Source organism: Rhizobium sp. 05N430, from assembly GCF_056396985.1.
Map to the genome: position 1 here is coordinate 326,425 of NZ_JBFTMO010000004.1, position 22,374 is coordinate 348,798.

Annotated in this window: 22 protein-coding genes and 1 tRNA gene; 12 read left to right on the forward strand and 11 right to left on the reverse strand. The window is 60.3% G+C overall.

Going from position 1 to position 22,374, the window contains the following annotated elements; all coding sequences use genetic code 11:
* Positions 1 to 4 precede the first annotated feature (4 nt).
* The 4 genes from AC1DJO_RS12015 to AC1DJO_RS12030 all read right to left on the reverse strand — a co-directional run bounded on the left by AC1DJO_RS12015 (position 5) and on the right by AC1DJO_RS12030 (position 4,817).
* Positions 5 to 1,063 (reverse strand): dipeptidase, encoded by a 1,059-nt coding sequence (locus AC1DJO_RS12015; RefSeq protein ID WP_477970690.1) that lies wholly within the window; start codon positions 1,061 to 1,063, stop codon positions 5 to 7.
* A 156-nt stretch (positions 1,064 to 1,219) separates the two neighbouring features.
* The gene (locus AC1DJO_RS12020; RefSeq protein WP_112385930.1) at positions 1,220 to 2,245 is read right to left on the reverse strand and encodes an ABC transporter permease; all 1,026 of its coding nucleotides are present in this window, start codon (positions 2,243 to 2,245) and stop codon (positions 1,220 to 1,222) included.
* Positions 2,246 to 2,279: 34 nt separating this feature from the next.
* Positions 2,280 to 3,821 carry a sugar ABC transporter ATP-binding protein gene (locus AC1DJO_RS12025; protein ID WP_310296516.1) on the reverse strand — a complete coding sequence of 514 codons (1,542 nt, stop codon included), beginning with the start codon at positions 3,819 to 3,821 and terminating at the stop codon, positions 2,280 to 2,282.
* A 66-nt stretch (positions 3,822 to 3,887) separates the two neighbouring features.
* Complete coding sequence (locus tag AC1DJO_RS12030; RefSeq protein ID WP_112540410.1) at positions 3,888 to 4,817, reverse strand: sugar ABC transporter substrate-binding protein; 930 nt, start codon at positions 4,815 to 4,817, stop codon at positions 3,888 to 3,890.
* Between the two features lie 324 nt (positions 4,818 to 5,141).
* Between AC1DJO_RS12030 and AC1DJO_RS12035 the strand changes: the two genes are divergently transcribed.
* Complete coding sequence (locus AC1DJO_RS12035; RefSeq protein ID WP_477970692.1) at positions 5,142 to 5,651, forward strand: DUF1993 domain-containing protein; 510 nt, start codon at positions 5,142 to 5,144, stop codon at positions 5,649 to 5,651.
* A 5-nt stretch (positions 5,652 to 5,656) separates the two neighbouring features.
* On the opposite strand, the gene AC1DJO_RS12040 is transcribed toward AC1DJO_RS12035, so the two are convergent.
* The 4 genes from AC1DJO_RS12040 to AC1DJO_RS12055 form a co-directional block, all read right to left on the reverse strand.
* Positions 5,657 to 7,177: an alkaline phosphatase family protein gene (locus AC1DJO_RS12040; protein WP_477970696.1), complete on the reverse strand. Its 1,521-nt coding sequence runs from the start codon at positions 7,175 to 7,177 to the stop codon at positions 5,657 to 5,659.
* An 8-nt stretch (positions 7,178 to 7,185) separates the two neighbouring features.
* Positions 7,186 to 8,169, reverse strand: coding sequence for a UDP-glucose 4-epimerase GalE (galE, locus tag AC1DJO_RS12045; protein ID WP_112385935.1), 984 nt, complete (start codon positions 8,167 to 8,169; stop codon positions 7,186 to 7,188).
* 240 nt (positions 8,170 to 8,409) lie between these two features.
* Positions 8,410 to 10,146, reverse strand: coding sequence for a putative bifunctional diguanylate cyclase/phosphodiesterase (locus AC1DJO_RS12050; RefSeq protein ID WP_477970698.1), 1,737 nt, complete (start codon positions 10,144 to 10,146; stop codon positions 8,410 to 8,412).
* 263 nt (positions 10,147 to 10,409) lie between these two features.
* A tRNA-Ser gene (locus AC1DJO_RS12055) sits at positions 10,410 to 10,499 on the reverse strand.
* 301 nt (positions 10,500 to 10,800) lie between these two features.
* Here AC1DJO_RS12055 and rplU point away from each other — a divergent pair.
* The 4 genes from rplU to AC1DJO_RS12075 all read left to right on the forward strand — a co-directional run bounded on the left by rplU (position 10,801) and on the right by AC1DJO_RS12075 (position 12,790).
* A complete protein-coding gene (rplU, locus tag AC1DJO_RS12060; RefSeq protein ID WP_112385937.1) occupies positions 10,801 to 11,118 on the forward strand; it encodes a 50S ribosomal protein L21 in 318 nt (105 codons plus the stop codon).
* Between the two features lie 37 nt (positions 11,119 to 11,155).
* The gene (gene rpmA, locus AC1DJO_RS12065; RefSeq protein WP_112385938.1) at positions 11,156 to 11,425 is read left to right on the forward strand and encodes a 50S ribosomal protein L27; all 270 of its coding nucleotides are present in this window, start codon (positions 11,156 to 11,158) and stop codon (positions 11,423 to 11,425) included.
* Between the two features lie 124 nt (positions 11,426 to 11,549).
* Positions 11,550 to 12,206 carry a GNAT family N-acetyltransferase gene (locus AC1DJO_RS12070; RefSeq protein ID WP_112385939.1) on the forward strand — a complete coding sequence of 219 codons (657 nt, stop codon included), beginning with the start codon at positions 11,550 to 11,552 and terminating at the stop codon, positions 12,204 to 12,206.
* A 35-nt stretch (positions 12,207 to 12,241) separates the two neighbouring features.
* On the forward strand, positions 12,242 to 12,790 hold the full coding sequence (locus tag AC1DJO_RS12075) for a GNAT family N-acetyltransferase (protein WP_477970849.1): 549 nt from the start codon (positions 12,242 to 12,244) through the stop codon (positions 12,788 to 12,790).
* Between the two features lie 41 nt (positions 12,791 to 12,831).
* On the opposite strand, the gene AC1DJO_RS12080 is transcribed toward AC1DJO_RS12075, so the two are convergent.
* Complete coding sequence (locus AC1DJO_RS12080) at positions 12,832 to 13,695, reverse strand: endonuclease/exonuclease/phosphatase family protein (RefSeq protein WP_477970851.1); 864 nt, start codon at positions 13,693 to 13,695, stop codon at positions 12,832 to 12,834.
* Positions 13,696 to 13,778: 83 nt separating this feature from the next.
* Here AC1DJO_RS12080 and obgE point away from each other — a divergent pair, with 83 nt between their 5' ends.
* The 4 genes from obgE to AC1DJO_RS12100 are packed head-to-tail and all read left to right on the forward strand — an operon-like array spanning position 13,779 to position 17,915.
* Positions 13,779 to 14,861 carry a GTPase ObgE gene (gene obgE / locus AC1DJO_RS12085; RefSeq protein ID WP_112385941.1) on the forward strand — a complete coding sequence of 361 codons (1,083 nt, stop codon included), beginning with the start codon at positions 13,779 to 13,781 and terminating at the stop codon, positions 14,859 to 14,861.
* A complete protein-coding gene (gene proB, locus AC1DJO_RS12090) occupies positions 14,848 to 16,017 on the forward strand; it encodes a glutamate 5-kinase (RefSeq protein WP_477970699.1) in 1,170 nt (389 codons plus the stop codon). Before obgE ends, proB begins: the two co-directional genes overlap by 14 nt.
* Positions 16,010 to 17,293, forward strand: coding sequence for a glutamate-5-semialdehyde dehydrogenase (locus AC1DJO_RS12095; protein WP_477970700.1), 1,284 nt, complete (start codon positions 16,010 to 16,012; stop codon positions 17,291 to 17,293). Before proB ends, AC1DJO_RS12095 begins: the two co-directional genes overlap by 8 nt.
* A gap of 37 nt (positions 17,294 to 17,330) precedes the next feature.
* On the forward strand, positions 17,331 to 17,915 hold the full coding sequence (locus tag AC1DJO_RS12100) for a nicotinate-nucleotide adenylyltransferase (protein WP_310296530.1): 585 nt from the start codon (positions 17,331 to 17,333) through the stop codon (positions 17,913 to 17,915).
* Positions 17,916 to 18,181: 266 nt separating this feature from the next.
* Here AC1DJO_RS12100 and AC1DJO_RS12105 read toward each other — a convergent pair whose 3' ends face one another.
* Positions 18,182 to 18,967, reverse strand: a complete 786-nt coding sequence (locus tag AC1DJO_RS12105; protein WP_477970701.1) for a class I SAM-dependent methyltransferase — start codon at positions 18,965 to 18,967, stop codon at positions 18,182 to 18,184.
* 312 nt (positions 18,968 to 19,279) lie between these two features.
* On the opposite strand from AC1DJO_RS12105, the gene modA reads away from it, so the two are divergent.
* From modA to modC, 3 genes are all read left to right on the forward strand, one after another.
* Positions 19,280 to 20,071 carry a molybdate ABC transporter substrate-binding protein gene (gene modA / locus AC1DJO_RS12110; protein WP_477970702.1) on the forward strand — a complete coding sequence of 264 codons (792 nt, stop codon included), beginning with the start codon at positions 19,280 to 19,282 and terminating at the stop codon, positions 20,069 to 20,071.
* Positions 20,072 to 20,161: 90 nt separating this feature from the next.
* Positions 20,162 to 20,863: a molybdate ABC transporter permease subunit gene (modB, locus tag AC1DJO_RS12115; protein WP_112385947.1), complete on the forward strand. Its 702-nt coding sequence runs from the start codon at positions 20,162 to 20,164 to the stop codon at positions 20,861 to 20,863.
* Entirely contained in the window at positions 20,860 to 21,927 is a 1,068-nt protein-coding gene (gene modC, locus AC1DJO_RS12120; protein ID WP_477970703.1) for a molybdenum ABC transporter ATP-binding protein, read from the forward strand. Before modB ends, modC begins: the two co-directional genes overlap by 4 nt.
* Here the strand turns inward: modC and AC1DJO_RS12125 are convergent, their stop codons facing one another.
* Complete coding sequence (locus AC1DJO_RS12125) at positions 21,928 to 22,305, reverse strand: winged helix-turn-helix domain-containing protein (protein ID WP_477970705.1); 378 nt, start codon at positions 22,303 to 22,305, stop codon at positions 21,928 to 21,930.
* Positions 22,306 to 22,374: the final 69 nt, after the last annotated feature.

Consider the following 22,374-nt stretch of genomic DNA (forward strand, 5'->3'; position numbering starts at 1 on the left):
AGGCTCAGACGTCCTTCTCCCTCCACGCCGAAGCCAGGATTCTCAGCCAGTTCTCGCTGGCAAGTTTCTTGAGATCGTCCTCACCATATCCACTGTCCCGGAGGGCGGCAATCAGCTTCTGGTTACCTGCAGCGTCGCCGATTTCGTCGGGAATCGTCGCCCCGTCGAAGTCGGATCCAAGCGCGACGCAATCAATGCCGACGCGCCCGACGAGGTGGTCGATATGGCGGATCATGTCGGAAAGCGGCGTCTCGCCATCGGAGCGTCCATCCGGGCGCAGCATGGCCGTCGCATAGTTCAGACCGACGAGCCCCTTGCATTCCCTGATGGCATCGAGCTGCTTGTCGGTCAGGTTGCGGGCAACGGGCGTCAATGCATGGGCATTGGAATGGGTGGCCACCAGCGGCTGATCGCTGGTCTTGGCAACATCCCAGAAGCCCTTCTCGGTGATATGCGACAGATCGATCATAATGCCGAGGCGATTGCACTCGCGCACCAACTCGAAACCGGCATCCGTGAGACCGGGCGCCGTATCCGGGTTTTTCGGGAAAGCGAACGGCACGCCATGCCCGAAGGCATTGTGGCGGCTCCAGACGGGGCCGAGCGAGCGCAATCCGGCAGCATAAAAGACTTCGAGCGCAGCAAGATCCGGCCCGATCGCCTCGCAGCCCTCTATGTGCATGACGGCGGCAAAGATCCCGCTCGCCATGGCCGCGCGGATGTCCTTGACGCTGCGGCAAAGGCGCCAGGCACCGGCAGTATCGAGACGCAGCGCAATCGCCGCCATCTCGGTCGCGATCCCCAGCGAGGGCAGCCGATCGAGCGGTGCGGAGAGCGGGGTTTCGTAGTGACCGTTTTCATCCGGATCGGCAAAGACAAGATCGCCGGACGGGATGTAGATGGCGCAGAGGCCGCCGGCCAGACCGCCCTTGCGGGCGCGGGGCGCATCGATATGGCCCTGGGTCGTTCCGTTCAGAAATTCGGCGACCGGATCGTTGCCGTCTCTTTCATGTGTCCAAAGCCTGAGGAGAACGTCGTTGTGGCCATCGAATACGAGCTGCATCTGTCTTCCTGCTCTACCCTTCCGGGCAAATATCAAGTGACAACAATAGAAAGGCTGGAAAAATAGGCCAGCCCCTTTTTTAGAAATTTGCGGCGCCGCTGAAATAGGCGCCAAACGTGAAAACGGGGCCATCTGGCCCCGTCATTTTTTCATGTTTCAGTGCTTTGCGCGTTTCTTCTGCCGATAGACGTCGACGACGACGGCGGCAACGATGATCACGCCCTTGACGATTTCCTGGTAGTAGGCATCCACCCTGAGGAAGGTGAAGCCTGAGGTCATGACGCCGAGAATGACCGTGCCGATCACGGTACCGGTAATGCGCCCGACACCGCCCGTCAGCGACGTGCCGCCGATGACAGCCGCAGCGATCGCATCGAGTTCGTACATCACGCCCATGCCGGCCTGCGCCGTCTGCGCACGGGCCGCGGTCACGACGCCGGCGAGACCGGCGAGCAGACCCGCGATAGCGTATACCTTGATCAGATGCGCTTCGATATTGATGCCCGAAACGCGCGCCGCCTGCATGTTGGCGCCGATCGCATAGGTGAACTTGCCGTAGCGGGTATAGCGCAGCGCGATGTGGAAGATCAGCGCGACGACGAGAAAGACGATAACAGGCCAGATACCGGTGCCGATGAAGTTGAACTGATCGGTCAGGCCGGAGACCGGCTGGCCCTTCGTGTACCACTTCGAGATGCCGCGTGCCGACACCATCATGCCGAGCGTGGCGATGAAGGGCGGGATCTTGGTCTTGGCGATCAACTGGCCATTGATATAGCCGGCCAGAAGGCCGATCAGCAGGCCGACACCGATCGGCACGAAGAACGGCATGTCGGTCAGCGACGGATAGAGCGCACGTGGCCAGGTGGAGGCCTGGGCAAAGCTCGCCGCGATCATCGCCGTCATGCCGACGACCGAACCCGAGGATAGATCGATGCCGCCGGTGATGATGACCTGCGTCACCCCGACCGAAATGATACCGATCACCGAGACCTGCAGGATCATGATCGTCAGGCGCTGCGGGTTCATCAGGAAGCTCTGGCCGATGAAGATCCAGCCGAGAATCTCATAGACGAGGGCGATGCCGATCAGCACCAGGAAGATGCTGAGTTCCGGCGGTATCCGGCGGCGGCGGACCCGGGCTGCGAGCGGCGCATGGCCTTCTGCTGCATCTGTGTTCATGTTCAAACCTCCCTTTGGCAATCGAGCGGCGCGTTTACTGCGCGGCGAGCTCCATTACCTTCACCTGTGTTGCTTCGGCGCGATCGAGGAAGCCGGTCACCCGCCCTTCATGCATGACCATGATGCGGTCACTCATGCCGAGCACTTCCGGCATTTCCGACGAAATCATGATCACCGCGACGCCGTTTCTGGCCATCTCGGTCACCAGCCTGTGGATCTCGGCCTTGGCGCCGACGTCGATGCCACGCGTGGGTTCATCGAGGATCAGGATCTTCGGATTGGTGAGCAGCCAGCGGCCGATCAGGACCTTCTGCTGGTTGCCGCCCGAGAGATTTTCAACGCGCTCGTCGAGATTGGGTGTCTTCACCCTGAGCCTGCGCGCCATGTCTTCGCAGGTCTTCTCCAGCGCCCGCTCCTGCACGAAGCCGCCCTTGACGAACTTGTCCTGCAGCACCGCGATCTGCATGTTTTCGAGCACGTTGAGGATCAGAAGACAGCCCGTGTCCTTCCGGTCCTCGGTGAGGAAAGCCATGTGGTTCTGGATGGCAACGGTCGGCGAGTTGATGTCGACCTTCTTGCCGAACAGCTCGATCGTGCCGGCGCTGGCCGGCGTCACACCGAACAGCGTTTCGGCGACATTCGAACGTCCCGAGCCAACCAGACCGGCCACACCTAGAATTTCGCCTGCGCGCACATCGAAGGAGACATCGCGAAAGACGTTGTTGAGCGTCAGATCCTTGACCGACAGCACGACGTCGCCGATCGGAACCTCTTCCTTCGGAAACATCTGGGTAATCTCGCGGCCGACCATCATCTTGATGATGTCGTCGCGCGTCACATCGGTAGACGCATGCGTGCCGATATACTTGCCGTCCCGGAACACCGAAAACTCGTCGGCGATCGCAAACAGCTCGTTCATCTTGTGGGTGATGTAGACGATGCCGATGCCCTGGGCTCTCAGGGCGCGAATGATATCGAACAGATGAGCGACTTCACGCTCGGTCAGTGCCGAGGTGGGCTCGTCCATGATCAGAACGTCTGAATTGTAGGAAACCGCCTTGGCGATCTCGACCATCTGGCGGCTGGCAACCGAGAGATGACGCACTTCGATATCCGGATCGATATCTATGTTGAGCCGCTGAAACAGCTCCTCGGTCATGCGATACATCTCGCCATGATCGACGAACCCGAAACGGCTCTTCGGCTCGCGGCGAATCCAGATATTTTCAGCAACCGTCATGAACGGCATCAGGTTCAGTTCCTGATGGATCATGGCGATGCCGTTTTCCAGCGCATCGAGCGGCGACTTCAGCTGAATGTGGACGCCCTTGAGGCGCACCTCGCCTTTGTCAGGCGTGTAGATGCCGGCAAGGATCTTCATAAGCGTCGATTTTCCGGCGCCATTTTCGCCCATCAGCGCATGCACCGAGCCGCGCTTCAAGCGGAACTGAACGTCGTCAAGTGCGACGACACCTGGAAATTCCTTGCGAACGCCCTCGGCACTCAGCAGGAATTCCGCATTCGGAACGGCCCCGCTGGCGCGCACGGCAGCCATGGTGGACGGGCTGATAGCCATCTTCTTCTCTCCGGATACGGCAGGAACTGGATGCGGGCATAAAGCCCGCATCCGTGACACGGCGCCTTAGTTCTTGGCGACGAAATCCTTGACGTTTTCAGGGGTGACGAGCTGGAAGGGAATGTAGACCTTCTTGTCGATCTTTTCGCCCTTGGCGAGCTTGAGAGCCGCATCGAGCGAGCCCTTGCCCTGACCTGCCGCGTCCTGGAACACGGTCACGTCGAGATCGCCGGCCTGCATGGCGGCAAGCGCGTCCTGCGTGGCGTCAACACCGCCAACGACATAGTCCTTCATGTCCTTGCCAGCAGCCTTGAGGGCCTGGATCGCGCCGATCGCCATTTCGTCGTTGTTCGAGATGACGGCATTGAACTCGAGGCCGCTGGAGAGCCAGTTGGTCACCAGGTCGGAACCCTGGGTACGATCCCAGTTTGCCGTCTGTTCTTCGACGATCTCGATTCCCTTGCATTCGTCGGTCTTGATGACGTCATGAACGTCCTGGGTGCGCATGCGGGCAGCCTGGTTGGAGAGCTCGCCCATGATGACCACGGCCTTGCCCTTGCCACCGAGGAGACGGCAAACTTCCTTGGTTTCCAGCGTACCGGATTCCAGTTCGTTGGAAGCGACGAATGCCTGATTGTCAGGCAGCGTGTCGACGTTGACGGGCTGGCGGTTGACGTAAACCAGCGGAATGCCGGCATCGGCGGCGAGCTTCGACATCGCAGCCGTTGCGTCAGTGTCGACGGGGTTGACGATGATCGCATCGACCTTGGAGGCGATGAAATTCTGGATCTGGCTCTGCTGCTTCGACACGTCGTTCTGCGCGTCTTCGACCTGCAGCGTCACGCCGCTCAGCGTCTTCGAGTAATCGATCATGCCGTTGCGCAGAACGGTCAGGAAGTTGTCGTCGAACTTGGCCATGGAAACGCCGACCGTTTCCGCATGCGCGGCCGTCGACATGACAAGCGCCATCGCAGTGCCCAGGATAAACTTCTTCATTTTATTTCCTCCACAAAGCGGTGTCCGGCAGCACCCTCCTCACGCCGGAACTTCGGGCCCAGCCCAAAAGCCTTAATTCCAGTTGACCGCCACTCCCGTGAGGCGGCTCCGTCAAAACGGAACAAACAAACCGTAAAATTTGCCTGACGGAATATTCATTCCATTTTCCTGCGGCGACGTCAACTCTTTTTAAAGCAATGCCGAACGCAGCTACTGGCCGGAAAAATCTGCAATGGCATGAGACGTGCTGATGCAATCGTCATCAGCCGCGCCTAGATATGCGGCCTCAGCATCAAGCTGATCCCTTTGCCCCAGGAGATTTCCATGTCCGTTTCCATGTACACGCTTACCGTTCCGATCTTTCAGCGCGGACTGAAGACGCTGAGCACCTATCTCGACAAGGCTGAAGCCTACGCGAAGGAAAAAGGGATCGATTCCAGTATCTTGGTGAATGCGCGGCTGGCCCCGGACATGCTGCCGCTGTCAGGCCAGTTTCAGCGCGCCACGGACAGCGCAAAATTCGGCGTCACTCGTCTGACATCGACAGACGCACCGAAATTCGAGGACAACGAAACGACGATTGCCGAGCTGCGCGAACGCCTGGAAAAAGCGGAAGCCTACCTCGCCACGGTCACGCCCGAGATGCTTGAAGGCACGGAGAAGAGCGAAGTGACGCGCTCACTCGGCGGCAAGACGATAACGCTGAGCGGCCAAGAATATCTTACTGCCTTCGTACTTCCGAACTTCTATTTCCACATCGCCATGGCGCACGCCATCCTGCGCAACCAGGGCGCGCCGGTCGGCAAGATGGATTATCTCGGCAGCTTCGGCTGAGGCACTCAGGGCCGGTAGGACACCGGCCCTTTTTCCGTGAGCTCGGTATAGGCAAGCGTCTGATCGAGGTGGCTCGCCCGCAGCGACAGCAGGCGCTCGGCATAGGCGAGCTGCACCTGCGCGTAAGCCGGATCGCCGGCAAGATTGCGAAGCTCCATCGGATCGGCCTTCAGATCGAAGAGCAGCGGCGGCAGGGCGGTAAAATGCACATACTTGAAATGATCGTCGCGGATGACGGCAAGATTGCACCGGTTGGGCGCCAGGCCGAAATGCGCCTGCGCATCGCCGCTGGCGATCTCCCGGAAATCGAACTCCCAGAAAGCCGCATCGCGCCAGTCTGAGACCGGTTTCTCATCAAGAAATCGGCGAAGCGATCTACCGTCGAGGCTGTTTTTCGCGGACGCGCCGAGCGTCTCGCACAGTGTCGGGAAAATATCGGCCGCACTGGTGAAATGATCGACCGACATGCCTTTCGCAGCCGCACGCGGATCGCGGATCACAAGCGGAATATGGTAGCTGCCGTTGAAGAAGCCACCCTTCCCCAGCGTCCAGTGATCGCCCATCATCTCGGCATGATCGGAGGTTAAGACAATGACGGTATCGTCCCATGTTCCGGCGTCCTTCAGAGATTGAAAGATACGTCCAAGCTGCGCATCGACCTCTGAAATCATTCCATAGTAGATCGCCCGGATGGCATCGAAATCCTGAGCACCCCAGTCATCCACCGCGCCTTCGGCACCGGAAATGAAACTGCCTTTCGAGGCCCGCGGCATTGCATAGTCGAGATAGGGATGCGCCTGCATCTCATCCTGCGCCGACGATCCGCGCGAAAAGACTGGCCCGTCCCCGGGCTTGTACATCGCACCGTAAGGTTCGGGCACCGAGAACGGCGGATGCGGTCTGAGGAAGGAAACATGCGCGAACCACGCACTATCCTGCTCGCCCAGCCAGCGGATGAATTCGCCAGCTAAAAACGCTGTCTGCGTCTCATCCTTCGAATAGGACGTGCCCGCAGCCGAAATATCCCCTGCCCCCGCGCCAACTGGAATATGAATGTCGCGGCTGACGGCATCGGCATGACCGCGCGACCGCAGCCAGGACAACCACTGCTTTTCATGCTCCGGCAGCAGCTGGCGCGCGGTAAATCCCGGCAGCAGCCCTTCGTAGCTGGTCAGATGCGGATCGCCGGCCTCGAGCGCTCGCGGATCAGGAGCCGTATCGGTATAGCCGAACAGCGTCGGGTCGTAGCCCGCGCGCCGCGCCGCTAGCGCCAGATTGTCGAACCGCCGGTCGAGCGGCGATCCGTTGCGGCAGACCCGGTGATTCATCTGGTAGAGACCGGTGTAGAGTGTCGCCCGCGCCGGCGAACATGGCGCGGCCCCCGCAAAGTGATTGCGAAACGACACGCCTTCAGCGGCGAGCGCATCAACGTTCGGCGTCCTGACAACAGGATGGCCGACCGCCGCAAGGCAATCGCCACGCCATTGGTCAGCTGTGATCAGCAGGATATTCTGACGTTTCGGCAAGGCACGCCTCAGTGCTGATTGGTTCGGGAATGCCAGCGCCAGGCTGACTGGATGATCTCGGACAGATCATATTGCGGCACCCATCCGAGCACATCCCGCGCCTTGTCGTTATTGGCGACCAGCGTGTGCGAATCGCCCTCGCGGCGGCCGATATATTCAACCGGGAAAGGCCGTTTCGAGACATCCTCGATCGCCCCGAGCAGCTCCTTCACCGTCGTGCCGGTCCCGGTTCCGAGATTGAGCGCCACTGAATCGCCGCCACGCAGCAGATATTCGACAGCGCGCACATGGGCGTCTGCAAGGTCGAGTACATGGATGTAATCGCGTACACAGGTACCGTCGCGGGTCTCGTAGTCGCTGCCGAACACCTTGAACCCCTGGCGGCGGCCGAGTGCCGCATCGATCGCCAACGGGATCGCATGGGTTTCCGGATCGTGCCATTCGCCGATCCGACCGTCGAAATCAGCACCCGCAGCATTGAAATAGCGCAGAATGACGGAGCGCAGGCTCTTATACTGGTCATAGTCCGCCAGGGCCTGCTCGACGATATATTTGGTGCGCCCGTAGGGATTGATTGGCACCTGCCGGTGCGTCTCATCCAGTGGCACGCTCTGTGGCAGGCCATAGGTCGCGCAGGTCGAAGAAAACACGAAGGCATTGATGCCTGCCGCCTGCGCGGCCGACAGCAGCGTCAGCGTACCGATTACATTATTCTCATAGAAGGCGACTGGATCTTTGACCGATTCACCCACCTCGATCAGTGCCGCAAAATGCAGGATCGCGGAAGGCTTGTGCTTGGCGAGCACCTCGTCCAGACGGGCCCGGTCGCGAATATCGCCCTCCTCGGCTGGCCCCCATTTGACGAATTCCCGATGCCCGTTCGAGAAATTGTCGAAGACAACGGGCTTGTAGCCCTTGTTGGCCAGATCCAGGCACGTATGCGAGCCGATATAGCCGGCGCCGCCGACCACCAGAACAGTTTCACCTGCCATTCACCACCTCTATTGCCGTCTCGGATGAGGGAACCCTAGAGGAGATAAACGGCGAGAAAAAGGGGAATTGCAAAACCGATGCTGCAGGGCAGAAAAACAGGCATAACAAAGCTCTGCGCAGGCGCGTCGTACGGTAACGTTTTGGGATTTTCAGCGGAGGAGTGAGCTCGCTCTCAGCGATTCCAGAGCAAAAATTGGTGGCGCGCACAGCATTGAAAGGCAATCCGAATACAGCCGAGATTATAGCGCTTTCCGGCGCGGAGTTATTGCAGCGTTTTGCAGCAGCGATGTGATGGCAGAAACCGGCTGCGGCCTGCCGAAGGCATAGCCTTGCAGAATGTCGGCACCGAGTTTCGCCAGCACTTCTGCATGGGCGATCGTCTCAACACCCTCGGCAACGATCTCGACATCGAGCGACCGGGCGATATCGATCAGCGAGCCGATCAGCCGCCGCTGGGTCTCGTTTTCCAGAACCGGAAGCACCAGCTGGCGATCGATCTTCACCCGGTTGGGACGCAGTTCGACCAGACCAAGCAGCGAGGCGTGGCCGGAGCCGAGATCGTCGATCTCGATGTCGATGCCGCACTCCCGGATCTTGTCGATATTGCGCTTCACCTGGCCGCTCAGGCTATCGAAGAAGATCGTTTCAATGAGCTCGAAACTGATGCGTCCCGGCGGGATCTGCAGCTGCTTGACCTTGGTCGGCAGGTTCGGATCGGCGAGACGCTCTGCCGACAGATTGACGGAAACCCGCGGAACGTCGAGGTCCGCCAGCGACCAGCGGTTAATGTCGAACAAGGCGCGCTGTAGGATCGCATCGTCGATTGCCTCCATCAGGCCGTGAGCGGCGGCCAGCGGCAGAAACTCCGCCGGGCTTCTGACACCCTTGGCGCTTTCCCAGCGGGCGAGCGCTTCCAGGCCGCAGATCTCATAGCTGCGCGCATCGACCTGGACCTGATAGAAAGGAACGATCTCGCCGGCCCTGAGACCCGTCTTCAACTCCTGCAGCAGCTGCTTTTCAGCGTTTATCTTGCTGGCAAGCGACGGCGAGAACAGCTCATCGCGATTGCGGCCGCCACGCTTGGCCTCATAGAGCGCGAGGTCCGAGGAGGCGAGCAGCGATGCCAGCTGATCAGAGGGCGCGCAGGCCAGGCCGATCGAACATTCGATGACAAAGGGCTCGCCGTCTATGTCGAGCGGGCGTCGCAGAGCCTGGCGCAGATCGCGGACGATCTCGGTATCCCTGCCTGGCGAAAGATGATGCGAGACGATGACGAACTCGTCGCCACCAAGCCGGGCGGCGATCTCGCCGTCTCCCACACAGGCCGTCAGCAGCGAACCGACATGGCGAAGAACCTGGTCCCCGCCGGCATGACCGAAACGGTCGTTGATATCCTTGAAGCGATCGATATCGATATGACAGACGGACACGATCCGGCCCGCCTCCCGCCCAAGAGCTGCAAAAGCCTCGTCGAATGCCCGCCGGTTCAAAAGCCCGGTCAGATAGTCGTGATCGGCGGCGTAGCGTGCATCGGCGCGGCTGCTGTCGGCGGCCTCGCGCTCGCGCGCAAGCTGCTCGTTGCGCAGAACATCGTCAGTGACGTCCCATTCCGCCCCTATGAAACACGGCTCTCCCTGGCCATCGACGAAATACTTTGCGCGCGACCGTATATGCCGCACGGCGCCATTCGGACGGATAATGCGAAATTCAGAAGCATAGTCGCTCCTATTCCTGATCGCTTCCTCGAACAGTGCGCTGGCACGGCTACAATCGTCGGGATGAACGCTTTCGAGCCAGACGACGTCGAGCAAACCCTTGTTGATGCCGTAGATACTCTGCAGCTGCTCGTCCCAGCGCGTCTGGTTTTTCAACAGGTTATGCTGCCAGATACCGATGCCGGAGGCTTCGAGCGCAATATTGAGCTGCCGAACCAGATCTTCCAGTTCGTTGTTCGTCCAGGTTAGTTTCGTTTCCACTGCGTTCCGGCCTCTTTTGCAGCACTATGCCGGTTATTGCTTAGGAAATACTGAAGCCATTCTCCCGAGTTCCACCCTCGATTTTTTACAACCGTCTGCAATTCTTGAGCGAGTGATCGCCAGGATTTAGAAGATTACGAGATGGTATGGATTCGTCCGGACAGGCAATTGGAACGCTGCCTTGCAAGGCAAATGCCCGCGTCGCAGCGAACATTAAGTTCACGCGTGTGACCGCAAGGCCAAAACTGAATGTAGAGAAATGATGGCGGAGAGGGTGGGATTTGAACCCACGGTGCCCTTGCAGGCACGCCGCATTTCGAGTGCGGTACATTCAACCACTCTGCCACCTCTCCGCGGTCTGGTTGGCGCCGTTAAGCGCGGGCTGTCTCTTAACGATAGAATCACGGGCTGGCAAGACGAAATTGCGACGCTTTTTCATCCTTCTGCCTTGACAGATTTTTGACACTCGTCTATCCCGCCTCCGCAATAGGCGTGGAAAAGTCCGTGCCTTGCCCGCCTCGCGCTCGCGTGAGGTTTCACCGGCAGACAGAATTTGGGGTTCAGCCCCGAAATCCCTGCTTAACACAGACTGATAAGAAGACAGCCACCTGCGGTTTGCAGGGAGAGCTGGATCGAACATGAAAGGATTAAAAAATGTTCGCAGTCATCAAGACCGGCGGTAAGCAGTACCGTGTGGCAGCAAACGACGTGCTGACCATCGAGAAGCTTGAAGCATCCGCTGGCGACTCCATTGAATTCACCGAAGTACTCGTCATCGGCGAAGGCGCCGATGCAGCGATCGGCGCACCCTTCGTCAAGGGCGCATCCGTCAAGGCCGAAGTGGTCGAGCAGAACCGTGGCAAGAAGGTCATCGCCTTCAAGAAGCGCCGCCGTCAGAACTCGAAGCGCTCGCGCGGTCATCGCCAGCATCACACGGTTGTCCGCATCACGGACATCCTGGCAGCCAAGTAATCGGTTTCGGGCAACTAAGGTTTAAAGGAGAAATCCAATGGCACACAAAAAAGCTGGCGGTTCGTCGCGCAACGGTCGTGACTCTCAGTCCAAGCGCCTTGGCGTGAAGAAGTTCGGCGGCGAAGCCGTCATCGCAGGCAACATTATCGTGCGTCAGCGCGGTACGCAGTGGCATCCGGGCGCCAATGTCGGCCTCGGCAAGGACCACACCATTTTTGCGCTTACGAACGGCAATGTAGACTACCGAACGAAGGCCAATGGTCGCGTGTACGTATCTGTAATGCCGAAAGCGGAAGCAGCGGAATAAGCCGGTAGCGCTCTAAAACAGCCGGCGTCTCATCGACCCGGCTGAGCGTATCAGGTTCAGTCCAGAAAACAGGGGAGATGGGGCGCCATCTCCCCTTTTTCTTTGTCCATAAGGAGGACTGAACATGCAAGGCGAACTGATCAGGGTCGACCAATCAAGGTCACCCCGGGAAGACCAGAGGTCTCCCAAGGAGCGGCTGAGGCCGGAGCGGTTAAGGACCGATTGCCCTGTCTTGTTATCGGAAAGGCTCGTCATGCGCGCGCCTCACGTGGAAGACATTGACGCCCTTTCCCATCTCGCCAACAACGCCAAAGTCGCCACAATGGTATCGCGCATGCCGCACCCGTATACCGCCAATGATGCCGCCGACTTTGTACGTCGAACGGCGAATGGCGAGATCGGCAAGTGCGTCTATGCGATTACCAAAGCCGAAAACGGCGCGTTTATGGGCTGCTGCGGCGTGGAACCGCATGCCGATGGACGCACCGTCGAGATCGGTTACTGGCTCGGCGAACCTTTCTGGGGGCAGGGCTACACCACGGAAGCCTGCCACGCGCTGGTCGATATGGTGTTCCGCACCCGCGAAAGCGTCGACCAGATCGACGCCCGTTGCCGGGTGACCAACGTCGCGTCGCGCCGCGTCATCCAGAAGTGCGGCTTCCAGTTCCAGGGCTCGGGTCTTGCCGCGTCGCTGGCGCTCGGATCCAACGTCCCGGTCGAATGGTACAGGCTCGACCGCAAGACCTGGATGTCGCTGAGAAGCTGGGGGGCACTGTCATGAGCGCAGCTCTTCTCGACCGCCAAAAGGTCCAGCCGATGACACCGGGCGCTGTTCCCGTCATCGGCACCGCCAGGCTTTCGCTTCGCCCGCACCGGCTGAGCGATGCCGATGCCATCGCCGGATCGCTCAGCGATTTCGCGGTAACCAGGATGCTGACCCGCGTGCCGGCACCCTACCACCGGCAGGACGCCCTGGATTGGCTGGTTCCAGTCACCTCGGGGCGGCTGCAGGATTGGCATCTGGCGATCACCAGCGGAGACGATACCCATATCGGCATGGTCTCCGTCGAGCTTCGCCACGGGCGCTGGCACCTCGGCTACTGGCTGAACCGCTACTACTGGCGGCGCGGCTATATGAGCGAAGCGGTCGCCGCCGTGCTGGAGCGGTTTTCGCGCCGGATGCCGGAGATGCCCGTTCATTCCGGCGTCTTTGCCGATAACCCCGCCTCGCTGCGGCTGCAGGAAAAGCTCGGCTTCCGCATGAGCGGGTGCTCGGAGATCTACAGTTTCGCTCGCAACACCATGGTGTCGCATGTCGAAACCGTCCTCCATCCCGGTGCGCTGCAAAGCGTCAAGGCCGCCTGACTGAGACTGAAACGCCGCGGCAGAGATGCCGCGGCGTTTTTCTAGACCTCGATCTCGACCCAGACCGGGAAGTGATCCGAACCGACCGAATCCGTATCGACATGGGCGGCCTTGAGGCTGCCTGCCAACCCGCCGCTGACGAAGCAGTAATCGAGATGCATCCGCTTTCCGTGATCCTTGGGATCCATCCAGCTGTAGCTTTTGGGGTGATAGCCATCGAGCGCCGCCAGCGCATCGACAGGCGTGCCGATACGCGGGACACGCCCGTAATATCCGTCCTTTGCGCCCGCAAGCGCGCAATATTCAGGCGATTCCGGCACCATGTTGAAATCACCCATGACGACGTAATCCTCCGGCAGCGGCAGCTCCTCGAAATCGAGCTCGCCTGCACCGCTGACGGCACCGCCTTCAAGGCAGAAACCATTGATCCGGTCGTTGAGATGGCGGATCTGGGCAATGCGCTCATCAATCGAAACATGGTCGAGATGCACCGAATAGACGCGCAGCGGCCGGTTGGGAATGTCGATCAGCGCCTCCGTCGCCCCCCGCTGCAGATTGAGCTTCGACACCGTGCGGCTGCGCGGCAGGAGATGCGTGCGCGAGGACAGGATTGGAAAGCGCGACAGGATCATGTTGCCGAACCGGAAGCGCGTGCCGCGGGGCGGAAAGCCGCTTTCACCAGCCGCGACATGCAGATCAAAGGGCGCGCCATAGACCCAGAAATAGTCGGGAAACAGCGCCGCAAGATCGGCGACCATGTCGGCGAAATCGTTCGATTCCCAGCCTCTGGTCACTTCCTGCAGCGCGATGACGTCAGCCCCTTCGAGACTATCGGCAATGCGGCCAAGGTCGTAAATCCCATCAAGACCGAAGCCGTACTGTATGTTATAGCTCGCAAACTTCACGATATTCTTTGACCTCCGCATGAACCGCCTATATCGAAAGCGGCGAATAAGGCGCGTTAATAGCCACCGGTACTGGAAGTAAAATGAAATTTCTCGACGAAGCAAAGGTCTATATCAAGTCCGGAGACGGCGGTGGCGGCAGCGTGTCGTTCCGTCGCGAGAAATTCATCGAATTCGGTGGACCGGATGGCGGCGACGGCGGACGTGGCGGCGATGTCTGGGCCGAAGCGGTCAACGGATTGAACACGCTGATCGATTTCCGCTTCCAGCAGCATTTCAAGGCGCAGATCGGCACCCACGGCATGGGCCGCAACCGCACCGGCGCCAACGGCAGCGACGTCACGCTTAAGGTACCCGTCGGAACGCAGATCTTCGAGGAAGACCGGGAGACGCTGATCTGCGACCTCACCGAAGAAGGCCAGCGCTTCCGCATCGCGGCAGGCGGCAATGGCGGCTTCGGCAACGCGCACTTCAAGTCTTCGACCAACCAGGCGCCCGATTGGGCCAATCCTGGCCTTGAAGGCGAGGAAAAGACCATCTGGATGCGGCTGAAGCTGATCGCTGACGCCGGTCTGGTCGGAATGCCGAATGCCGGCAAGTCCACATTCCTGGCGTCCGTCACCCGCGCACGCCCGAAGATCGCCAACTATCCTTTCACCACGCTGCACCCGAATCTCGGCGTCGCTACGGTCGATGGGCAGGAATTCATCCTCGCCGACATCCCGGGCCTTATCGAAGGCGCCCATGAGGGCGTCGGCATCGGCGACCGTTTCCTCGGCCATGTCGAACGCACCCGCGTTCTCTTGCATCTCGTCTCCGCGCAGGAGGAGAAGGTCGGCAAGGCTTACAAGACCGTGCGCCACGAGCTTGAAGCCTATGGCCAGGAGCTCGGCGAAAAGGTCGAAATCGTCGCGCTGTCGCAGATCGACGTGCTCGACGACGAGACGCTGAAGAAGAAAACCAAGGAACTCGCCAAGGCCTGTGGCCGCACGCCGTTTCAGATTTCGGCGGCGACCGGCAAGGGTATGACCGAGGTGCTGCGCGCTTTGCGCGAGATCATCACCGAGGCCAATGCCGGATCGGCCGAAAAGATCGCCAAGGCCCCGAAGCTTCGTCACCGCGATATGGCCTCCGACGAGGAAAGCGAAACGGATGACAACGCGTAAGTCTCTGGATCGCCATCGCCGCATCGTCATCAAGATCGGCTCGGCACTGCTCGTCGATCGCAAGACGGGCCTAAAGAAGGCTTGGCTGGACGCGATGTGCGCCGATATCGCGGCATTGAAGAAGAAGGGCACCGATGTTCTCGTCGTCTCATCAGGCGCTATAGCCCTTGGCCGTTCGGTTCTCGATTTTCCCTCCGGCGCCCTGAAGCTCGAAGAGAGCCAGGCGGCCGCAGCAGTCGGCCAGATTGCGCTGGCCCGCGCCTGGTCCGAGAGCCTCTCGCATGATGAGATCGTCGCCGGGCAGATCCTGCTGACGCTTGGCGATACCGAAGAGCGCCGCCGCTATCTGAATGCGCGCGCCACCATCAACCAGCTGCTGAAGATCGGCGCCGTTCCGATCATTAACGAAAACGACACGGTCGCCACAAGCGAAATCCGCTACGGCGACAACGACCGGCTCGCCGCGCGCGTCGCGACCATGACCGGGGCCGACCTGCTGATCCTGCTCTCTGATATCGATGGCCTCTATACGGCGCCGCCGCATCTCGATCCGGAGGCGAAATTTCTGGAGACGATTGCCGAAATCACCCCGGAGATCGAAGCCATGGCGGGTGGGGCGGCTTCCGAGCTGTCGCGTGGCGGCATGCGAACCAAGATCGACGCCGGCAAGATCGCGACGACCTCGGGCTGCGCCATGATCATCGCATCGGGCAAGACCGATAGCCCGCTATCCGCCATCGAAAACGGCGCGCGCTCCTCCTGGTTCGCGCCTTCAGGAACGCCCGTCACCGCCCGCAAAACTTGGATCGCCGGCCAGCTGCAGCCAGCCGGCGAACTGCATGTCGATGAAGGCGCCATGACCGCGCTTGGCGCCGGCAAGAGCCTGCTGCCTGCCGGTGTCCGCAAGATCAACGGCATTTTCAGCCGCGGCGATACCGTGGCGATCATCGGCCCCTCCGGACGCGAGATTGCCCGCGGCCTCGTCAGCTACGATGCCGACGAAGCCCGCCAGATCGCAGGGCGCAAATCGGCTGAGATCGAGAAAATCCTCGGCTATCCCGGCCGCGCCGCCATGATCCACCGTGACGACATGGTGATGACGGCGCAGATAAGTTCGAAATCCGAAAGGCAGAAGAAGGACGCAAGCTATGCTTGATACGGTTGCGCAGAGCCCTGACATTGACGTGCTGATGAACGACATCGGCCGCAAGGCAAAGGCTGCAGCGCGACCGTTGGGCTTTGCCTCGACAGACAGAAAGAACAAGGCGTTGAACGCCATGGCCGATGCGATCCTCAAGAACAAGGCGCATATCCTGGCGGAAAACGCCAAGGACCTGAAGGATGTCGAAGGCGGCAGCCTGCTGGCTTCCTTCGTCGATCGCCTGACGCTCAATGACAAGCGCGTCGCCGAGATGGCTGAAGGCATCCGCACCGTTGCCGCACTCAAGGATCCCGTCGGCGAAATCATCGCCGCCTGGGACCGGCCGAACGGCCTGAAGATCGAGCGCACCCGCACGCCGCTCGGCGTCATCGGCGTGATCTTCGAAAGCCGCCCGAACGTGACCGCCGATGCCGGCGCACTGTGCCTGAAGGCCGGGAACGCCGTCATCCTGCGCTGCGGTTCGGATTCGCGCCGTTCCTCGCAGGCAATCCACGCCTGCCTGGTCGAGGGATTGAAGGAAGCCGGGCTCCCCGAACACGCCATCCAGCTCGTACCGGTCACCGACCGGGCGGCCGTCGGCGCCATGCTGCGCGGCCTGGAAGGCGCGATCGACGTCATCGTCCCGCGCGGCGGCAAAAGTCTTGTCGCTCGCGTCCAGAACGAGGCCCGCGTGCCGGTTTTCGCCCATCTCGAAGGGCTCTGCCACGTCTATGTCGATAAATCCGCCGATCTCGCCATGGCAAAAGACATTATCGTAAACGCCAAGATGCGCCGAACCGGCGTGTGCGGCGCTGCGGAAACCCTGCTGATCGACAAAGCGGTGGCAGGTACCCACCTGAAGCCGTTGCTGGAAGCGCTGGCTGCAGCCGGATGCGAGATTCGCGGCTCCGCGGCAGTGCTTGATGTCATTCCAGGTATCAAACCGGCAACAGAAGAAGACTGGTCGACGGAATATCTCGACGCGGTGATCTCCGTTGCCATCGTCGATGGCATATCGGGCGCGATCGGCCACATCCAGACATACTCCTCGAACCATACCGAGGCAGTGCTTGCCGAGGATGCAGCGGTCGTCGAGCGCTTCTTCACCGAGATCGATTCCGCCATCCTGCTGCACAATGCCTCGACCCAGTTTGCCGATGGCGGCGAGTTCGGCATGGGCGCGGAAATTGGCATCGCCACCGGCAAGATGCACGCCCGCGGCCCCGTTGGCGTCGAACAGCTGACCTCCTTCAAATACCGCGTTCGCGGCACCGGACAGACGCGGCCCTGACGTGATTCCAGAAGGACTAGACCGGCACTATCTTCGCATGCCGCACACCGAGCGCGGCATGGTCGTCGGCCTTTTCGGAGGGTCCTTCAATCCGCCGCACCAGGGCCATGCGCTGGTGGCCGAGATCGCCATCCGCCGCCTCGGCCTCGATCAGCTCTGGTGGATGGTGACGCCCGGCAACCCGCTGAAGAGCCGCAATCACCTGGCACCGCTGGCGGAACGCATAGCCCTCAGCGAAGCGATCGCGCCGGATCCGCATATCAAGGTCACGGCCTTCGAACAGGCACTCGGGATCAGCTATACGGCGAACACGCTGGCGAAGGTGAAAGCCCGCAATCCGCATGTCCACTTCGTCTGGATCATGGGGGCCGACAGCCTGCAGACATTCCACAAGTGGCAGAAATGGCAGGATATCGCCAAGACCTTCCCGATTGCGGTCATCGACCGTCCGGGATCGACGCTGTCTTTCCTGTCGTCGAAGATGGCGAAGACCTTCGATTACGCACGTGTCGATGAAGACGATGCAAGAGCGCTCTGGAAAAAGCCGGCGCCCGCCTGGACGTTCATTCACGGACCACGTTCGGCGCTGAGCTCCACCGCGATCCGCAAGGCCGCCGAATAATCCGAATTGTGAGAAGAGCAGAAATGAAAAGCCCGACGGGGGAGGATCCGTCGGGCTTCATAAACTTGATCGACAACTGGGAGGAGGAGTGTTGCCGATCCATATCGAACGGCCTTGGGAGGAGGAGTGGCCGTTTCGATGCTTAAGTTCTATCATAATCGATTGAAAAATGAACATCGTATATCGCAATGCAGCAATGCATCTCATGCAAGGCTAAACTAAGCACTTCGGATGATCCTGCTCGTTTTTCGGGCAATCCGAACGGGCTATCGGTAGACCCGCTCCGAAAAGGCGCTCATTCCGGACCTGATCATCAGTTCGTAGACCATTCGCCTGCTGATTGGATTATGGAGCCTTGCAACTTTGGATCCGAGAAACTTCGTCTCTGTATGGTCGAAGGCGGTAAGATCCGCCGCATTGGCGATGGCGTCATAGTAGAATTGATGGTGATCCCGGTGGCAGACATAGGTCTTGTATTTGGTCATGCAGAAAGCCGAGAACTCCGCACCGTTTTCCCGCAGGAAATCGGCAACGCCGACAGTAACCTCCGGCCAGGCCGGATTGAACGTGTCGTCGAAGGCGATGATGCCGTGTGGCGCGAGGCTATCCTTCGCCAACCGGCTATCGGCGACGATATGCGGCAACATGTGGCCGCCATCGATGCTGAAGAAACGGACTTCTCCGATCTTGTCCTTTATCTCGCTTGCCGAGAACCGGGTACTGTCGCCGGTGACGACCAATGCCTCGTCAACGGCAAGCCCAAGCCGCCGTCCGTTATCCAGGAAACGCCTGTATTGCGGCGAAGCGCCGTCGCCGGTCTGGCCGATGTCGAACAAATCGATCGCCAGCAGTTTCTGATCCGGCCCGCAGATCTTCCGGAACAGATAATAGGAGCGTCCGTAGAAGACGCCGATCTCGGCTATGCCACCGTTAAGGTTGTCGCTGTTTTGTCTTTGCAACAGCGAGAGGAACACAAGTGCGTCGGGCGGATCGATATATCCTTCGATCGTCTGTAAATCATGAAAGATGAATTTCCGTGTCGCCGAGTTCATCAAACCTGCAGATCCTCTTCGCCTGTGATTTCATAGCGTTTTCCGCATCTATAGGCACGAAGTAAACAGCAGATCAGGCAGGATTATCAAGCTTAACGTTGCGAATTTCGGATTTTACTTGGAATTGCAGCACGATAGTCAAGAATATCTGCAATTTATACGCGATAAATTTCAAATTTATCGATTCATTTGTGGCAATACTTAGGCAGAAAACGCGGCCACGCATCAATATGTTTGTGAAAATATATCCCTAGCCAAGGCGAGGCAGATCGATATATTCGCTTCGATATTTCGAACTGGGGAGTGAATTTTATGCAGAACCGCCGTCATTGGATGAAACTGGCTATTGCCGCTATTTCCGCCGGCTTTATCGGCCTCGGCACACTGCCGCAGCCGGCTGCGGCCGCCGAAAAGGTGACCGTCTTCGCCGCCGCGAGCCTGAAGGACGCCCTCGATGCCGCAAACGCCGCCTGGGCGAAGGAAAGCGGCAAGGAAGCCGTGGTCTCCTATGCTGCCAGCGGCGCGCTCGCCAAGCAGATTGAAAACGCCGCACCGGCAGACGTCTTCATTTCCGCCGATCTCAACTGGATGGATTATGTCGCCGGCAAGAAGCTGATCAAGGACGACACCCGCTCCAACCTTCTCGGCAACCGTCTGGTGCTGGTCGCCGCCAAGGACAAGGCGAAGCCTGTCGATATCAAGCCGGGCTTCGACCTTGCTGGCCTTATCGGCGACGGCAAGCTGGCAATGGGCGAGCCGAAATCCGTTCCGGCCGGCAAATACGGCCAGGCAGCTCTCGACAAGCTCGGCATCTGGAAGTCGGTTGAGCCGAAGGCTGCCTTTGCCGAAAGCGTTCGCGCCGCACTGGCGCTCGTTTCGCGCGGTGAAGCCCCTTACGGCATCGTCTACCAGACCGACGCAGCCGCCGATAAGGGCGTTGCGATCGTCGGCACCTTCCCGGCCGATTCCCACCCGCCGATCATCTATCCGGTGGCGTTGCTCGCCGAAAGCAAGAATGCCGATGCGGCCGCCTATCTCGACTTCCTGAGATCCGACAAGGCCGCACCGTTCTTCACCGCGCAGGGTTTCACGATCCTGAAGTGATGGAACTGAAATGATTGCGGAATTTCTTTCTGCAGCTTAGCGTGAAGGCTCGCATTTCTGCGAGCCTTCTATTTTTGGAGAAGACGGATCTTGGATGCCCTTGGCCTGAGCGCGGAAGAATGGACGGCGATCATGCTCAGCCTTCGCGTCTCCATCGTGGCGATGATCGCCAGCCTGCCTTTCGGTATCGGCGCAGCGCTGCTGCTCGCCCGCGGCCGCTTCTACGGTAAGTCGATTCTGAACGGCATCATCCATCTTCCGCTCATCCTGCCGCCTGTCGTCACGGGCTTCATCCTTCTCGTCCTGTTCGGCCGACGTGGGCCGATTGGCAGCCTGCTCGACCAATATCTCGGCATCGTCCTCTCCTTCCGCTGGACGGGCGCTGCGCTGGCCTGCGCCGTGATGGGCTTCCCGCTGATGGTGCGCAGCATTCGCCTCTCCATCGAAGCGGTCGACCGCAAGCTCGAAGAAGCGGCAGGCACTCTCGGCGCAAGTCCGCTCTGGGTATTCCTGACTGTTACCCTGCCGCTGACATTGCCTGGCATCATCGCCGGCATGATCCTGTCTTTCGCAAAGGCCATGGGCGAGTTCGGCGCCACGATTACCTTCGTCTCGAACATCCCCGGCGAAACCCAAACGCTGTCCGCCGCGATCTACACGTTCACGCAGGTGCCGGGCGGCGATGCCGGCGCCTTCAGGCTGACGCTGGTGGCCGTCGCCATCTCGATGGCGGCGCTACTGGCATCCGAATACATGGCCTATCTCGCCGGCCGGAAAGTGGATCCGGCATGACGCTGACCGTTGACGCCCGCCACCGCCTCGGCGCCTTCAGGCTCGACGGCGCCTTCAGCTCCGAGAACGGCGTGACTGCACTCTTCGGCCGTTCCGGATCCGGCAAGACCTCGATGATCCGTATCATCGCCGGCCTGACACGCCCGGAAGAGGGCAGAGTGCTTCTCGATGGCGAACCGTTGACCGATACCGCCAAGGGCATCTTCGTTCCGCGCCACCGCCGCCGCTTCGGCTATGTCTTTCAGGAGGCGCGGCTTTTCCCGCATCTGAGCGTCCGCAGCAACCTCACCTATGGCCGCTGGTTCGCGCCGAAAGCCGGGCGCGCTGATAATTTCGATCGCATCGTCGACATGTTGGGGATCGCGCCGCTGCTGACTCGCGCACCGGCAAAACTCTCCGGCGGCGAAAGGCAGCGTGTGGCAATCGGCCGGGCGCTGCTGTCTTCCCCGCGCCTGCTTCTGATGGACGAGCCGCTGGCAGCGCTCGATGAGGCGCGCAAGGCAGAAATCCTGCCTTACCTCGAGCGCCTGCGCGACGAGACGCAGATCCCGATCGTCTATGTCAGCCACTCGATCGCCGAAGTCGCCCGCCTGGCGAACCAGGTCGTCGTCATGCGCGACGGCAGGGTGGAAGCAATCGGCAGCGCCGCCGACATTCTGAGCCGGCCATCGGGAAGCGAGGGACGGCGGGAAGCCGGCGCGCTTCTGGAGGGGACGGTCGCAAGCGTCGACCCGAAACACCAGCTGGCGACGGTGACACTGAAGACAGGCGAGCTGCAGGTACCGGGTGCCGAGGCCGAGCCGGGCAAACGAGTGCGCATCCTGATTCCGGCCCGCGACGTCATGCTGGCGACGGTGAAGCCCGAGGGCTTGAGCGCCCTCAACATCATTGGCGGAACCATCCGTGAAATGGCGCCTGCCGACGATGGCACGGTCGAGGTTCAGGTCGATTGCGGCGGCGATGTCATCCTGTCGCGCATCACAGCGCTATCGGTGGAAAAGCTCGCGCTGGCGCCGGGAAAGGCCGTCTTTGCCGTGATCAAGACGGTTGCGCTGCAGCCCTGATCATTCCGTGGCGCCATCGGTGGCGCTGCGGTTTCCCTCAAGCCAGGCAAGGTCGCTCGCCAGCGTTACGCGAACCGTTTCCTCCATGCGGCGGAAACGGGCAAGCAGCTCTTCTCCAAACGGCGTCAGTGCAGCACCGCCACCCTTCTGCCCGCCGCGCTGCGATTCGACCACCGGCTGCTTGAACATCCGGTTCATGTCGCTGACCAGCAGCCAGGCGCGCCGGTAGGACATATCCATCGCCCGACCGGCGGCCGAGATCGAACCCGTCTCGCGGATATGCTCCAGAAGCTCCATCTTGCCGCGCCCGAGCCGGTCCTCGTGCGGAAAGCTGATGCGCAGCACTGGAATGAGATTGGGTCTCGCGGGATCAGGCATGAAGTCAGTATTTTCCGAATGAACCGCTGCACTTTACGCGTGGCCTTGGCCGCTGTACACAGCCGCCGG

Excerpts from the sequence above, each read along its gene's own strand:
- AC1DJO_RS12095 (WP_477970700.1), top strand. The coding sequence starts at position 16,010 with ATGCTTGATACGGTTGCGCAGAGCCCTGACATTGACGTGCTGATGAAC.
- modA (WP_477970702.1), top strand. The coding sequence starts at position 19,280 with ATGCAGAACCGCCGTCATTGGATGAAACTGGCTATTGCCGCTATTTCC.
- AC1DJO_RS12075 (WP_477970849.1), top strand. The coding sequence starts at position 12,242 with ATGACACCGGGCGCTGTTCCCGTCATCGGCACCGCCAGGCTTTCGCTT.
- rplU (WP_112385937.1), top strand. The coding sequence starts at position 10,801 with ATGTTCGCAGTCATCAAGACCGGCGGTAAGCAGTACCGTGTGGCAGCA.
- rpmA (WP_112385938.1), top strand. The coding sequence starts at position 11,156 with ATGGCACACAAAAAAGCTGGCGGTTCGTCGCGCAACGGTCGTGACTCT.
- proB (WP_477970699.1), top strand. The coding sequence starts at position 14,848 with ATGACAACGCGTAAGTCTCTGGATCGCCATCGCCGCATCGTCATCAAG.
- AC1DJO_RS12030 (WP_112540410.1), bottom strand. The coding sequence starts at position 4,817 with ATGAAGAAGTTTATCCTGGGCACTGCGATGGCGCTTGTCATGTCGACG.
- AC1DJO_RS12105 (WP_477970701.1), bottom strand. The coding sequence starts at position 18,967 with ATGAACTCGGCGACACGGAAATTCATCTTTCATGATTTACAGACGATC.
- galE (WP_112385935.1), bottom strand. The coding sequence starts at position 8,169 with ATGGCAGGTGAAACTGTTCTGGTGGTCGGCGGCGCCGGCTATATCGGC.
- obgE (WP_112385941.1), top strand. The coding sequence starts at position 13,779 with ATGAAATTTCTCGACGAAGCAAAGGTCTATATCAAGTCCGGAGACGGC.
- AC1DJO_RS12035 (WP_477970692.1), top strand. The coding sequence starts at position 5,142 with ATGTCCGTTTCCATGTACACGCTTACCGTTCCGATCTTTCAGCGCGGA.
- AC1DJO_RS12020 (WP_112385930.1), bottom strand. The coding sequence starts at position 2,245 with ATGAACACAGATGCAGCAGAAGGCCATGCGCCGCTCGCAGCCCGGGTC.
- AC1DJO_RS12025 (WP_310296516.1), bottom strand. The coding sequence starts at position 3,821 with ATGGCTATCAGCCCGTCCACCATGGCTGCCGTGCGCGCCAGCGGGGCC.
- modC (WP_477970703.1), top strand. The coding sequence starts at position 20,860 with ATGACGCTGACCGTTGACGCCCGCCACCGCCTCGGCGCCTTCAGGCTC.
- AC1DJO_RS12015 (WP_477970690.1), bottom strand. The coding sequence starts at position 1,063 with ATGCAGCTCGTATTCGATGGCCACAACGACGTTCTCCTCAGGCTTTGG.
- AC1DJO_RS12100 (WP_310296530.1), top strand. The coding sequence starts at position 17,331 with ATGCCGCACACCGAGCGCGGCATGGTCGTCGGCCTTTTCGGAGGGTCC.
- AC1DJO_RS12070 (WP_112385939.1), top strand. The coding sequence starts at position 11,550 with ATGCAAGGCGAACTGATCAGGGTCGACCAATCAAGGTCACCCCGGGAA.
- AC1DJO_RS12125 (WP_477970705.1), bottom strand. The coding sequence starts at position 22,305 with ATGCCTGATCCCGCGAGACCCAATCTCATTCCAGTGCTGCGCATCAGC.